Genomic DNA, 15,563 nt, shown 5'->3' with positions numbered 1-15,563 from the left:
ATCGAGGGCGGGAAATGGAGCAGCACGTGACCATCGTTGCCGAGGACGATGACGGCCAGGACGTGCTCGACGCGGTGAGTGAGGACGGGATCGTCCTCGACACGTCGGGGGACGTGGCGCGACCGGACGGCGGGGCGGTCGCCTACGCGCCGGGCGCCCAGGTCCGGGTCCGCGACGAGCAGTGGCTCGTCCGGAAGGTCGCGCCCACGGCGCGGGACGGCTGGATGGTGGAGGTGACCGGCGTCTCCCCGTTCGTGCGGGGCACCGACGCCGTCTTCTACAGCCGGCTCGACGACATCCAGGTGCTCGATCCGCGGAAGACCGAGCTGGTCCCCGACGACTCCCCCAACCACCGCAAGGCGCGCCTCTACCTGGAGGCCGTGATCCGCAAGACGGCACTGCCCCAGACCGAGCACGGGCTCGCGCTGGCCGACAGCTTCCTGATGGACAAGCAGACCCACCAGCTTCGGCCGGCCGAACTGGCTCTCTCGATGAAGAACCCGCAGCCGCGGGTGCTCGTCGCAGACGTGGTGGGCCTCGGCAAGACGCTGGAGATCGGCATCCTGCTGGCCGAGCTGATCCGGCGCGGGCGGGGCGAGCGGATCCTCGTGGTCACACCGGCGCACGTCCTGGAGCAGTTCCAGCGCGAGCTGTGGACCCGTTTCTCCATCCCGCTCGTCCGGCTCGACTCCACGGGCATCCAGCGCATCCAGCAGGACATCCCTGCGGGACGGAACCCGTTCGCGTACTTCAAACGGGCGATCATCTCCGTGGACACGCTCAAGAGTGACGTGTACGCCCACCACCTGGACTCCACCGAGTGGGACGCCGTCGTGATCGACGAGTCCCACAACCTGGTCAACCGCGGCACGAAGAACAACGACCTCGCCCGCCTGCTGGCCCGCCGCACCGACGCGCTGATCCTCGCCTCGGCGACCCCGCACAACGGCGACGCCGAGTCGTTCGCCGAGCTGATCAGGATGCTGGACGAGGCGGCGATCGCGAACCCGTCCGACTACGACGTGAAGGATCTCGACCACCTCTACATCCGGCGCACCAAGACGGACAAGGAGGTTCGGGACTCCCTCAAGGGGGTGTGGGCCGACCGCGGCCCGTCCGAGCCCGTCCCCGCACAGGCCACCAGGAAGGAGCGTGCGGTCTTCGAGGAGCTGGCCGCCCGCTGGATCCCGCGCGATCCGGCCGCCTCCTCGGTCTGCGCCGATCCGCTCGCCGCGTACAACTTCCTCAAGGCCTTCCTCTCCTCGCACAAGGCGCTCCAGAAGTCGCTGGAGGCGCGGCGCCGCTACCTGGCCAGGCCCGCGAAGGTGAAGAAGAACGAAGACCTGGCCGCCCGCGAGGCCGCGCTCAGGGTCGAGCGCGAGGCGATCGTGGAGCTGGAGCGGCTGGTCGGCGAGATCGGGGACGAGGACTCCGCGAAGCTGGACGCGCTGGTCGAGCAGCTGAGGAAGATCGGCGTCGGTCCGGGTTCGGACACCCGTGTCGTCGTCTTCTCCGAGCGCATCCCCACGCTGACCTGGCTGGCCGAGGTCGTGCCCGCCCGGCTCGGATTCCAGAAGAGTGGATCCGTCGAGGCGGGCGAGAAGAAGAACCGGCCCTGGTTGGTGTACGGCGGAGCGGTGCAGGTGATGCACGGCGAGGCCACCAACGAGGACGAGCAGAAGCGGATCGTCGAGAAGTTCGGGCTGCGCGACGACCCGGTGCGCATCCTGTTCACAGGAGACGTCGCCTCCGAGGGAGTCAACCTCCACCAGGAGTGCCACCAGCTCGTCCACTACGACCTGCCCTGGTCGCTGATCCGCATCGAGCAGCGCAACGGCCGCGTCGACCGCTACGGGCAGAAGGAGAAGCCGCAGTTCCGCGCCCTGGTCCTCACCAGCGACGTGGAGTGGCGCCGTGATCCGGAGACCGGGGAGGCCCTGCCGCTCGACGACCGGCTGGTCGGCGCGAAGCTCCTCAGGCGCGAGGAGGAGGCGCACCGGATCGACGGCTCGGCCGAGGCGGTCACCGGCCTGTACCGGGCGCAGGAGGAGGAGAACCGCCTCACCCGCGACCTGCTCGCCGGCCGCACGGTGGAGGAGTCCATCAAGCGGTCCAGCGGCGGCGCCCCGTCGATGCTCCGGAAGCTGATGGGCAACATCGGCGCCAAGCAGGCCCAGGACGACGTGGCGTACGCGACCGTCCCGAACCTGTTCCGTTCCACCTCCGCCTACTTCGAGGAGGCCCTGCGCCAGATCTGCCCCACGGGGGCGGACAACGAGCTGAAGCTGCGCCACGAGGACGACGGCACCATCGCTTTCGAGCCGCCGGCCGACCTCCAGTACCGCTTCAAGGCACTGCCCAAGTCGTACCTGACCGAGCAGAACATCCTGCCCACCAGCAAGGCCCCCGGCCGGCTGCGGATCACCTTCGACAAGGGGCTCGGGGAGAAGCGGCTGAAGGCGGCCCGGGAGTCGTCCAAGACCCAGTGGCCCAACGTCAGTTACGTCTCGGACGTGCATCCCGTGCTGGAGTGGGTGACCGACAAGGCGCTGGCGTCCCTGCGCCACGATGAGGCGTTCGTCCTCGCCTGCCGTCCCGACACCGCCGCCGCGGCCAAGCTGGACCCCCGTCTGCCGGACGAACTGACCGGCCCGGTCCACCTGGTGCAGGGCATCCACTCCAACGCGCTGGGCCGCCCCACCGTGGTGGAGTGGATGGCCGTCGTCGGCCTGCCCGACGCGCCCCGTGTCGTACGCATGGACGCAGCCTTCCTCGACGCGTGCGGCGTGGGCCCGAAGATGCCCGGCCGCGCCGTCCCCGAAGAGGAGCGCGAGGCGCTACAACGGCTCGTCCCCCGGGCGGTCGACGAGGCCGCACGGTACCTGCGTGAGCGAGAGGCCGAGTACACGCGGCGGATCGACGAGATGCTCGCCCCATACGAGAAGCGCGTGACGCGGTGGCAGCAGGACGCCCTGTTTGCCTCCGCCCGCTCGGCGAAGGGCCGCAACAGCATCAACCTCACGGCAAGCCGCCGCAAGACGCTCATCAAGTCGCTGAAGACCTCCGGAGCGCCCATGCTGCGCCTGCTCTGCGTCCTGCAGCCCCTGTCCACCTCCGCCGCTGGGGAGACCACCCGATGAGCACCGACTTCGACTCCTTCTCCAACCGCGGCGAGTACCTGTCCGCCCACTACTTCGCCGAGCAGCTGGGCCAGGACCTCAAGAAGGGCCTCCTCGCCACCTGGACGGTCCGGGAGGGCGACGAGAAGGACCCGCGTCCCACGCCGAGGGAGATGCTGCGCGCCCTGCGCGGCACGTACCTCTCGGAGGAGTACCGCAACTTCTTCGCCGAACGCGCCAAGCTGGACGCCGAGGACGACGCCGACGAGAACAGCGCCGCCGCCGGAGCCCGACTCAACACCTACGACGACGCCGACTGGCGCGAGCGGCTCAGCGCCTGGCACGACAAGGTACTGGCGGCCCTCGGCTTCGCCGGCGCCCCCGAGCGGCGCCAGTTGACCGTCCACCGCGCCGGGCGCGAGCACACCGTGACCACGGCCTGGCACGGCGACGGCATCGTGGCCCTCGAGTGCGGCTGGGCCGCCGGCAACGACACGGCCCTGGACGCGGACGGCCCCGGCCGGCTGCAGCACCCCCTGCGGGTGAGCGGCAGCGAGGTCTACGAGAGCGGCCAGTCCCTCGCCACCTGGCTCTTCCAAAGCGAACTGGGCGAGCCGGGCGGGGAGCCGCCCCGCTTCGTGCTGCTGCTGTGCGGCGGCGTGATCGTCCTGGCCGACCGCCAGGTGTGGGGCGAGGGCCGCTTCCTCGCCGCCAACCTGGACGCCGCGCTGGAACGCAACGACCGCAAGCAGGGCGGCGAGCTGGCGACCATCGCCGCCCTCTTCAGCCACGAGCTGCTCGCACCCGCCGAGGACGGCAAGGGGCCGGGCATCGACGCCCTGGTCAAGGCCTCCCGCGACAACGCGGTCGGCGTCTCCGGGGAACTGCGTGAGGGGCTGCAGCGCTCGGTCGAGATCATCGCCAACGAGGTCCTCGCCCGGCTGAAGCAGGCCGGCATCGAGCCCCGGCGGATCGAGGACCCGAAGCTGCCGTTCGCCAAGGAACTCACCCGCGAGTCGCTGCGCTACCTCTATCGCATCCTGTTCCTGCTGTACGCCGAGGCCCGCCCGGAGCTGGGCATCCTGCCCGCCGACGACGGCACCTACGAGGCCGGGTACTCGGTGGCGCGGCTGCGGGAGCTCGTCGAGCGCGACGAGCAGCTTGTCGAGGAGGAGGCCAGGAACGGCCACCACCTCTTCGCCTCCCTCGACGTCCTGTTCAACAAGGTCAACCGCGGCCACCGCCCCTACGGGACGGAACCCGACGACGACCTGCCGGACGACGACGAGGAGACCCGCAAGCTGAAGGCCAAGCGGCGCAGCGAGGACCGCGGCCTGCGCTTCGAGCCGCTGCGCAGCGAACTCTTCGAGCCGAAGTCCATCCGTCTCATCGGCCGGGGTGTCCTCGACCCCCGCAGCGACGAGGACACCGACCCGAAGTGGCTGGACCTGCGGCTGCGCAACCACGCCCTGCACGAGGTGCTGCGGCTGCTGACCATGAAGAAGGCCAGGCGGCGCGGGGAGCGCGGCGGCTTCATCTCCTACCGCAACCTCGGCATCAACCAGCTCGGCGCCGTGTACGAGGGCCTGATGTCGTACACCGGCATCATCGCCGAGGAGGAGCTGTGCGAGGTCGCCAAGGGCGGTGACCCGGAGAAGGGCTCCTGGCTGGTGCCCGCCCACCGGCTGAAGGAGTACCCGGAGAAGACCTGGGTCGAGTACGACGAGCACGACGCGGTGAAGGGCCTGCGCGGGCCGAAGAAGTACAAGGTGGGCGAGTTCGTCTACCGGCTGGCCGGCCGCGACCGCGAGACCTCCGCCTCGTACTACACCCCCGAGTCCCTGACCAAGGTGACCGTCGAGCTGGCGCTCAAGCACCTCCTCGACCAGGAGCGCGACGAGAACGGCGAGGTCGTCCGGACGCGGGCGTCCGAGCTGCTGAAGTACAAGATCTGCGAGCCCGCGCTGGGCTCCGGCGCGTTCCTCAACGAGGCGATCAACCAGGTCGCCGAGGAGTACCTGCGCCGCCGCCAGGACGAACTGGGCGTCTCCCTGCCCGCCTCGTCCGCGCTGACGGAGAAGCAGAAAGTCAAGGCGTACGTCGCCCTGCACAACGCGTACGGCGTCGACCTCAACGCCACGGGCGTGGAGCTGGCGGAAGTCTCCCTCTGGCTCAACACGATGCATCCGGGGATGCGGGCACCGTGGTTCGGGCTGCACCTGCGCCGAGGCAACTCGCTGATCGGCGGCCGCCGGGCGGTCTACGCGGGCGAGGACGTCGCCTCCCCGGCGAAGGCCTGGCTCGCGGCGAAGAACACGCTCGCCCCGACACCGCTGCCGTTCCTCAAGGACGGCGAGCCGCAGCCGCTGCCCGCCGACGCGGTCCACCAGTTCCTGCTGCCCAGCCCCGGGTGGGCGGCCGTGACCGGCTCCAAGGAGGCCAAGGAACTCGCCAAGGACGAGGTGGCGCGCCTGGCCGCCTGGAAGAAGGGCATCCTCCAGCGGCCGAAGCGCAGCACCGCGCACCTGAACAAGGACGGCACGCCCAAGCTCGACAAGGCGGGCAGGCCGAGGCGTGAGGCGTCCTCCCAGTTCACGCGGCTGCGAGACGCGGCCAAGCGGGCGGAGTTCCTGTGGTCGCTCGTCATCAAGCGCATGCGGCTCTCCGAGGCGGCGATCGCCCGCAAGATCGACGTGTGGGGCGCCGAGCCGGGCGACCCCGAGTACGACTTCCTGCGCACGGCGGCGGGCGCGGTGCCGAAGGAACAGGTCATGGCCGACCTGTTCGAGGCCACGGAGACGCCGTACTGGCGTCTGAAGAAGGTCATGGACGCGTGGTGCGCGCTGTGGTTCTGGCCGGCGGACAAGGCGTCCCTGCTGGACGGCACGGACGGGGCCTACGACGCCACGGTGCCGGCGGTGGCCTCCGCCGACGCGCTCGGTGGTCTGCTGGGAGTGCCGCTGATCGGCGGGGACGCGACGGGGCCCGGTGAGGGCAGCGAGGGCTTGACGGCGGCGGTCCCGGAGCCGCGCTTCACCGAGCAGACCATGCTGTTCGCGTCGGGGCCGACGCAGGAGACGCTGGTGTCCGCAGCGGCGGAGGACGAGCCGCTCATCGCCCTGCAGGCGGTGGAGGCGAGCGGCCAGTCCAGGCGGGGTGCGCCGAAGCAGTCCAAGCAGCGGACGTGGCGGGACACCATTCCGCTGGTCGAGCTGGACGACTGGCTGGACTTCCTCGAGGCCCTCCTCGGCACCGTCGACCCCGACGAGCAGAACCTGGTCACCGAGTTCGACAACCTGGACGCGCTCAAGGACTTCGAGAAGAACCTCCCCCACCTGATGGGGATGGACCTCGCCGACCCGGAGACCCGCTTCCCCTGGATGCACACGGTCACCAACATCGCGGAGGAACAGGGCTTCCTGCACTGGGAACTGGACTTCGCGCTGGTCTTCGCGCAGGGGGGCGGGTTCGATCTGCAGGTGGGTAATCCGCCGTGGGTGCGACCCCGGTGGAACGAGGGTTCGGTGCTGGCCGAGCACGAGCCGTGGTTCGAACTCACGGAGCGGGCGTCGACGGCGGAGAAGGAGGAGCGGCGGGCCGAGCTTCTGCGGCTGCCGAAGGCTCGTCAGTACGTGCTGGACGAGCTGACCAATGTCACTGGGCAGGTCGCGGTCTTCGGAGCGTCGCAGGTCTATCCGCTGCTGACCGGCACACAGCCGGACCTGTACCGGGCCTTCATGTGCCAGGTGTGGGCCCACGCGTCGCTATGGGGGACGTCGGGACTTGTCCACCCCGATACTCACTTCACCGGCGACAAAGAAGGTGCACTCAGACAAGCCGCTTACCGACGACTTCGCATTCACGGTGACTTCGTCAACGCGGTCTGGAGGTTTTTCCCCAAGCCTGTCGGACATACCACGCACTTCGGCGTGCACGTATACGGCCGCCAGCAGAACATCGGCTTTGACCACCTCTCCTGGCTGGTGTCGGCTGACGCCTTGCGTTTTTCTGCCGCGCATGACGGCAGTGGCGACGCCCCCGGCATCCGCTACCGTAACGCCGAGTTCGACGAGCGACCGCACCGGTCGCGGGTCATTCACGTTGATACAGATCTGCTTGCTGTCTGGCAGCGCCTGCTGGACGAAGAGGACGGACCGGTCGAACAGGCGCGACTGCTATTCCCCGTTAGCACAGCGGAGGCCAGCGCAATTGGTGCGCTGGCGGACTACCCCTTGCGGCTGCGTGCCCTCTCCCCGCAGATCAGCGCTGGTTACCATGAAAGTGGAGCCAAGAGGGAAAATCTGATCGACTATAATCGTCCGGATTCCTCCACTGGTCTCAAGTATCAGCCCAACCGCTGGCGCCATGTGATCCTTAAGGGCACACAGATCAGCGTCGCCACTCCCATCTTCAAGCGTCACGACGCCAGCAGTAACGACCCATACGGGGCTGACTTGATGGCCCTTTCCCCTAGTTTCGTGTCCGACACAGAATATGTGCGAGCGAAGGGGCGAACCCAGGCGTTCCTAACGGCTCAGGATCGCTGGGTTGATTACTCCGCCCTCAGAAGGCTACGTAAAGAAGAGAAAGCGCTAGCCCGCGCCCGCGAGCAGGTCGCACAGTCCGACCACGTGTCGCCAGATAACGCTGACCCTACCAAAGTTGACGAGATATTGATTGCCCGATCGCGACGACGGTTCACTACCTTCTATCGGCTGGCTTGGCGTCGTCAGATCGCTCCGGATACAGAGCGGGCACTCTACGCAGCGATCATTCCGCCCGGCTGCGCACACGTCGGCGGCCTCTACAGCCTCGCGATGCCAGACCTGCGCAGCACAATGCTGCTGGCAGGATTTTTTGCATCGCTGCCCTTGGACTATTTCCTGCGCGCCACGGCACGTAGCGATCTCCACCCTCAGTCGGCTAGAGCCACTCCTGCCCCTCATCCAGCTCACCCCCTCGCTTCTGACCTACTGTTGCGAGCCGCTCGAATGAATTGCCTCACGACGGCATACGCCGACTTGTGGGCGAAGCTCTACGAGCCCTCCTGGGTGGCTGACAAGGGCTGGGCCCTCCCCTGGCCCGGCCTCCAGCCCCTCAACGACGTCACCCCCGACTGGCACCGCGGCACCCCCCTCCGCACCGAGCGCGCCCGCCGGTCCGCCCTCGTCGAGATCGACGCCCTCGTGGCCGTCTGGCTCGGCATGGACGCCGACGCGCTCATCGCCGCCTACCGGGGCCGCTTCCCCGTGCTGCAGAAGTACGAAGCCGTGACCTGGTTCGACGCCGAGGGATGGAAGCTCGCCGGGAACGCCCGCACGATCGGGCAGCGGCAGACCAAGGAGACCTGGGGCCAGTTCCAGGCCTACCTCGCCGACCCCGACAACGCCCCCGTCCCCGACGGCTACACCGCCCCCTTCTACAAGGCCGACCGGGAGAAGGAGATGCGTGAGGCGCACGCCTACTTCCAGAGGCGGCTGGACGAGGCCGTCGCCCGGGGTGAGTGGGACCCGGTGAAGCAGGAGGTTCCCAGCCAGTGAGGCCGACGCTCGAGGCGCAGGGACTCAAGGAGAGCCTGCTGCAGTACCTGTCGACGACGTACGCGCTGACCGACGAGGGCGCCCGGGAGTCGCTGCACCGGTTCCTGGGGGACGAGACGTCCGGCATGTTCCGGGGGCCGTTCCTGCGGATACGGACGCCGTTCACGCGGGCTGGCGACTCCTGGAAGGAGCTGCTGGACTGGCGGCGGACGGACGACTGGACCCCGTACGCCCACCAGGCCAGGGCGTTCGAGCGGCTGTCGTCGGCCGGCGGGCGGACCCCGCGGCCGACGCTCGTCACGACCGGCACCGGTTCCGGCAAGACCGAGTCGTTCCTCTACCCTGTCCTGGACCACTGCGCGCGCGAGCGCGACGCGGGCCACAGCGGCGTCAAGGCCGTGTTCCTGTACCCGATGAACGCGCTCGCCACCGACCAGGCGCAGCGCATCAACGACCTGCTGTGCGCGCACGACGCGGACCTCGGCAAGCTCCGCGCCGGCCTGTACATCGGGGACCGGGCGGAGACGACGTACGACCGGGTGTACACCCGCCGTTCCGACATGTGGGTGTCGCCGCCGGACATCCTGATCACGAACTACAAGATGCTGGACCTGCTGCTCCAGCGCTCCCAGGACGCGGCGCTGTGGAACGGCGCGGACATCCGGTACGTCGTCGTGGACGAGTTCCACACCTACGACGGCGCCCAGGGCACCGACGTGGCGATGCTGCTGCGGCGCCTGGCCGCCGCCGTCGGGGCGTCGGAGCCGGGGAACCCGCTGGGGCGGATCTGCCCGGTCGCCACGTCCGCGACGCTCGCGTCCGGCACGGACGGGGACGGGGTGCGTCAGCTCCTCGACGTCGCGACCCAGATCTTCGGGACGCGGTTCACCGAGGACGCGATCATCGGTGAGGACCGGCAGAGCGTCGACGAGTTCATCCCGCCGGACGACTTCGACCCGGCGCTGCCGGACCCCTCCCCCGACGAGCTTGCGCTGCTGCCCGACCCGTCCCTCGGGAAGGCGGAGTTCGCCGACCTCGTCGAGACGGTGACCGGCACGCGCGAGACGGACCCGTTCCTGCTGGGCCGGAACCTGAAGCGGCAGACGCTGACGTCCGCCGTCATGCAGGCGCTGGACGGCGAGGTCCGCACCACCGGTGAAGTGCTCGACCTGATGTGGCGCAGGGGCGCGCGGTCGTGGGGCAAGACGATCACCGAACGGCCGGAGGTCGCCGCTTCCGCCCTCGCCCGGTTCGTCGCACTGCTGGCCGTCGCCCGCGACCCGGAGTCCACGCCGGAGCGGCCGCGGCCCTTGGTGCAGATCGAGGTGCACCAGTGGGCCCGCTCGGTCTCCCGCCTCGTACGCGGGGTGCTGCCGTGGCCGAAGGCGGAGTTCCAGTGGGACGCGGCCGGCACTACGGATCGGCAGAGCGAGCAGCACGCCCGGACGGCGCCGGTCACCACGGCGACGGCCGGCCAGACCGCGAACCTGTTCCTGCCCGCCGTCTACTGCCGGGACTGCGGGCGTTCGGGCTGGGCGGTGTTCTCCCCGGAGACGGACGACACCCACGTCCAGGTCGACTCTCACAAGATCCGGCGGGCCTCGGTCAGCCAGGACAAGATGCGGGTGCGCAACCTGATCGCGGCGACGGACGCCGAGGCCCGCGAGGGCTCCGGTGCCGCTCCGATGGCGTCGGCCGGCCGCGGGGTGGACGGCGGGCGGGCCATCTCCGCGCTCTCCGCCGGCCGGGGCGGGCAGCTGCGCGTCCTGGACGGGCCGAACCGGACGCTGCGGCTGCCCGACCCGGTCAGGGACTACGCGCCCGGGGACGGACAGCCGCGCCCGGCCACCGGCGACTCGGCCTTCGTGCTGGTCAACCTGGGCGAGACGGCGAACACGGCGGCCGAGGAGGACTGGTGCCCGGCGTGCGGCTCGCGCAACGCGATCCGCTTCCTCGGTACGGGTGCGGCGGCGCTCGCCGCGGCCTCGGTGACCCAGCTGTTCACGGGAGGTGAGCTGGACGAGGAGCAGGGCGAGGACAAGACGCTGATGTTCAACGACTCGGTGCAGGACGCCGCGCACCGGGCCGGGTTCGTCGCCTCCCGGTCGTACACCTTCTCCCTGCGCGCCCTGTTCAAGAAGCACCTGTCGGAGGAGCGTCCGACCGCGCTCAACGACCTGATCGCGGACGTCGTCGCGGCCACCACCGACCGCAGGACGCTCGCCGCGGTCGTCCCCACCGACCTGCACGACATCCGGGGCGTCCAGCGGCTGCTGTCCGGCCAGGGACGCGGCGGCGACCGCAGGACGTGGAACCTGATCGGTGAGCGTTTCGCCTTCGAGGCGCTGATGGAGTTCGGGTTCCGTTCCCGCAACGGCCGCACCCTGGAGCTGACCCGGACGGCGGCGGCCCAGGTGCGTATCGCGGACACGCGGGCGGCGGTCGCGCTCGTGAAGGGCGCACATCTGGCGGAGGAGGGACGGCGCGGCGGGCTGCCGCCCGTCGAGCAGGACGACGCCCGCTACCTCGCGTTCCTGCGGATCCTCCTGGAGCGGCTGCGCACCAGGGGCGCGATCGGCCACAAGTGGCTGGACGGCTATCTGAGGGAGGCCGGGACCAGCCGCTACTTCATCTGGGGCAAGCGGCCGGTGGGCATGCGCGCCTTCCCCCGCGGTGTCGCGGCCCCGGTGTTCCTCCTGGACCAGCCCAAGACCAACAGCGAGTTCGACTTCGCGACGGGCCGGCTGTCCTGGTACGAACGCTGGGCGCAGCGCTGCCTCGACCTGCCCCGCGAGCAGACGGCCGGCTTCTGGAACCGGCTGCTGCCCGAGCTGGTCACGGCGGGGCTGCTGTCGGTGCGCACCCCGGCCGACGGCAGCCTGCGGGTGTACGGGCTGCAGCCGGGTGCGGTCGACGTGCGGCTGCTCGGCGACGACGTCGTCAATGAGGCGTTCGTGCGCTGCCCGGTCTGCTTCTGGGAGCAGACGGTCCATCCGGAGCTGCTGGACCAGTGGCACGGGCAGCCGTGCCCGTCGTACCGCTGCCGCCGGGGCCGGCTGGTCGCCGGGAACCGCCCGGAGGAGCTGGGCGTGCACCACCGGGACCGCAACTACCGGGACGACTACTACCGGCGGCTGTACCGCAAGGCGGGCACCTACCAGGTCGTCACCGCCGAGCACACCGGGATGCTCAACCGGCCGGAGCGGGAGCGGGTCGAGGCGGCGTTCAAGCACGGCACCGGGTTCAAGGACCCCAACGTGCTGTCGTGCACGCCCACCCTGGAGATGGGCATCGACATCGGCGACCTGTCCGCCGTCGTGCTGGCCGCGCTGCCGCGCCGGCCCGCCAACTACGCCCAGCAGGTCGGGCGGGCCGGTCGGCGCACCGGCAACGCGTTCCTGCTGACGATCCCCGACCGCAGCCGCCGCGACCTGTACTTCCTGGACCAGCCGCGCGAGATGATCGCCGGGCGGATCGTGCCGCCGGGCAGCCACCTGTCGGCGATCGAGATCCTGCGCCGCCAGTACCTGGCCCATCTGCTGGACCTGGCCGCGCGCGGGCGCCTGCCGCGCCCCGACGGCAAGCCCCTGGCCGCGATACCGGCCAGGGCCCCCGAGCTGTTCGGCCCCTCCGGCTACCTCGCCGACCTGGTCGAGGCAGCCCTCGCCCACGCCGATCAGCTGGTCGACGGTTTCCTGGACCTGTTCCCCGCGGGGGTGAGCGACCGGTCCCGGGCCGAACTGCGCGCGTACGCCACCCGCGGGCTGCGCAGCGCGGCGGAGGAGGCCGAACGCCAGTGGCGGCGCGGCGAGGAGGTGCTGCGCCGCCGGCTGAAGCTGATCGGTGAGGCGCGCGACGAACTGCACGACAGCGACGACGAGCAGGCGCGGCAGAAGGCCGAGCTGGACGCCGAGCACCGGTCGGTCGGCAAACGGCTGCTGTCCCTCGGGCTCACCACCGCCCAGCAGGCCCTGTGCGACCTCGGGCTGCTGCCGAACTACGCGCTCATCGACGCGGTGACCACGCTGAACGCCACGCTGTACTGGCCGGAGGGCGTCGACGAGAGGACCGGCCGGGAGACGTACAAGTCCAAGCCGCGCGCCTACGAGCGGCCCCGCCGCTACGCGCTGTCCGAGTTCGCGCCGGGCAACACGTTCTACGTCAACGGCTACAAGCACCAGGTCACCGGCCTGGAGATCGGGACCGCCACCGATCCCGACTGGCGGCTGTGGCGGTTCTGCCAGGAGTGCGGATACGTGCGCACGGAAGACGCCGAGGCCGACCGCTCGCCGTGCCCGCGCTGTGGCAGTGCCCGGATCGCGGACGACGGCTCCTGCCTGCACAAGGTCGTCGAGCCCGCCGTCGTCACCTCTCGGGACAAACGCGAGGACGCCCGGATCAGCGACGACAAGGACGACCGTGAGCAGCGGTACTACACGGTGATCGACGCGGTCGACATCGCGAAGGAGGACATCGAACCGAAGACCTCCTGGCGGCACGAGACGCAGACGTTCGGCGTCGACTTCTGCCGCACGGCCGTCGTCCGGCGGGTGAACGTCGGCCCGATGCGCTTCGACGCGAAGGCGGAGGACGACTTCGCCGGGCACAGCGTGCGGATGGCGCCGTTCCACGTGTGCACGGGCTGCGGCGCGGCGACCGCCGACGGGCGGCCCGTCTTCGACCACGACACCGACGCCCTGGACTCCGCGGCGGCACGCAACCCGAAGCTGAAGCACCACCAGCCGTGGTGCCCGCTGCGCCGGGGGAAGAACCCGCAGGAGGTGGCGCAGGAGCCGGTGCTGCTGGCGCACCAGCTGCGCACCGAGGCGCTGCGGGTGCTGCTGCCCGCCGCCACCGTCCTGGTCGACGAGAAGATCCACTCCTTCCGGGCGGCCCTGCGCCTCGGCGTCGACCAGCACTTCGGCGGTGACCCGCAGCACCTGGACTCGACCCTGGCGCGCATGCCCGACCACGGCACCGGCGAGACCCGGCACTTCCTGGTGCTCTTCGACCGCCTGCCGGGCGGCACCGGCTACCTGCACCGGCTCACCGACCCAGCCCACTTCCGGGCGGCGCTCTCCGACGCCCGGCGGGCGCTGCTGACGTGCCCGTGCCGCGACGAGGGCCGGCTCGCCTGCCACCGCTGCCTGCACCGCTACACCGAGGAGCGGCACCAGGACACCGTCTCCCGCCTCGAGGCCCTGGGCATCATCAACGACCTGCTGGGTCCGGTCGACCAGGACGGCGGGCCGGTGCTCGACGAGGACGGGCGACCCGTCGACCTGTGGAAGGTCACCCGGCTGCCCAGCACGGACCTGATCGGCCTGGACAGGCAGGTCGAGTCCGACCTGGAGGCCCGGTTCCTGGCCGCCCTGCGCACCTGGACCGGCCAGGAGAGCGACGCCGTCCTGGAGGAGAGCAGCACGGCCAGCGGCTACCTGCGCTTCGGCCAGGGCACCAACTGGCGGCTCACCGCGCAGCGGGACATGGAGTACACCCGGACCGACTTCACCTTCGAGTCCACGGACGGCCCCAAGGAGTACGTCACCGTCTACCTGGACGGCCACCGCTACCACGCCACCCGCGCGCACAACCGCATCGCCTCGGACTGCGAGAAGCGCAACCGGCTGCGGGACAGGAACCACGTCGTCTTCCAGCTCACCTGGGACGACCTGGAACTGTTCGAGAAGGGCGAGGCGGCGAGGGCCGAGCCGGTCTGGCCGCCGTACCCGCGCAGCGCGCAGGACGCGGCCAAGGACTGGTACGAGGAGACGGGCGGCGCGCGCGCCGACTTCGCGCAGGCCGTGTTCGCCAACCCCGTCGAGGGGCTCCTCGCCTACTTGCGCGACTCGGCCAAGGAGCGGTGGGGGCGCCGCGCCAGGGCCCTGGTGGCCGGCCTCATGGCCGAGCCCGCACCCCTGGCCATGCAGGCGGACCGTGCCCAGGCACGGCAGGCACTGCGGTCGGCGCTCGACGCGTACGGCGCGGGCCTCGAGCCGTCCGGGGAACCGGTCACGGGCGACGGGCCCGTTCTGGTGCTGCGGGCGAGCGACGCGTACGGGCTCCCGCTCCTCTTCACCGTCGACATGAGCGACGGCGAGGAACCGCACGCGGTGCGGTGGAGCGCGCTGGCCGTGCTGGACGACCGTGACGAGGCCCTGGGCACCGACGCGCACAAGCTGCGCTGGCGGGCCTGGCTCTACTGGTCGAACCTGCTGCAGTTCCTCGCGTTCGCCGGCGGGGACGGTGTCCAGCTGGCCGGCAGCCGCGCGGCCGACTTCCCGGTCGACGTGCTGGCCGTCACCGGCGGCATCGGCGAACTCGACTCCCTCATCGCCGTGCACCGGCCGCGGGAGACACCGCCGGCCGAGGAGGCGGTGCGGGAGGCGACACCCACCGGCGCGAGCGCGGTCGCCGAGGCGGAGGCCGGTGGTTCGGCGGCCGAGCGGGCCGTCGCCCGGCTGCTGCGCGATGCCGCCTGGGACGAGGAGATCCTGCCCCTCCTCGAGGAGGACGAGCCGGACTCGGCACTCACCCGGCTCGCCCGCGCGCTCGCCGAACACGGCAAGCAGGCCCCCGTCTTCGGCTTCGAACTCGGCGAACGCGGCTGGCCGGCCGACTTCGCCTGGAAGGACTCCGGCGTGCGCGTCGCCGTCGTCGCCGTACCGCACGGCGCGGACGACGAGGAAGCCCTCCGCCGCGACAAGGCCTATGCCGACGCGGGATGGACGGCCCGTACGGCGGCCGGCTGGCTCGACGACCTCGACTCGCTCATCGAGAGGCTCCCCGATGCCTCGTGAGCACCCGGCACGAACGCCTCCCCCCGGCCGTGACGGCCTCCGCCACTCCCACGACCTCCACGGCTCCTGCGGCCTCAGCCGGTCCTACGGCTACGGCCCCCATC

3 protein-coding genes are annotated in these 15,563 nt (G+C 70.7%); all 3 read left to right on the top strand.

The features are described 5' to 3' along the window. Nucleotides 1-26 precede the first annotated feature (26 nt). From JHAT_RS02720 to JHAT_RS02710, 3 genes are read left to right on the top strand one after another with little or no spacing between them, the layout of a single operon-like run. Nucleotides 27-3,140 carry a DEAD/DEAH box helicase gene (locus tag JHAT_RS02720; RefSeq protein WP_253195384.1) on the top strand — a complete coding sequence of 1,038 codons (3,114 nt, stop codon included), beginning with the start codon at nt 27-29 and terminating at the stop codon, nt 3,138-3,140. Continuing rightward, complete coding sequence (locus tag JHAT_RS02715) at nt 3,137-8,659, top strand: hypothetical protein (RefSeq protein WP_077796396.1); 5,523 nt, start codon at nt 3,137-3,139, stop codon at nt 8,657-8,659. Before JHAT_RS02720 ends, JHAT_RS02715 begins: the two co-directional genes overlap by 4 nt. Then, complete coding sequence (locus JHAT_RS02710; protein WP_077796395.1) at nt 8,656-15,459, top strand: DEAD/DEAH box helicase; 6,804 nt, start codon at nt 8,656-8,658, stop codon at nt 15,457-15,459. Before JHAT_RS02715 ends, JHAT_RS02710 begins: the two co-directional genes overlap by 4 nt. The last annotated feature ends 104 nt before the right edge of the window (nt 15,460-15,563 follow it).

The sequence above is a fragment of the Streptomyces sp. JHA26 genome (genome assembly GCF_002005565.1).
In the GTDB taxonomy this organism is placed as follows: domain Bacteria; phylum Actinomycetota; class Actinomycetes; order Streptomycetales; family Streptomycetaceae; genus Streptomyces.
Note: the sequence above shows the minus strand (reverse complement) of the source record. Positions and strands in the feature narration are given on the sequence as shown.

Coding starts and splice junctions, on each gene's coding strand:
- JHAT_RS02715 (WP_077796396.1), top strand. CDS start 3,137: ATGAGCACCGACTTCGACTCCTTCTCCAACCGCGGCGAGTACCTGTCC.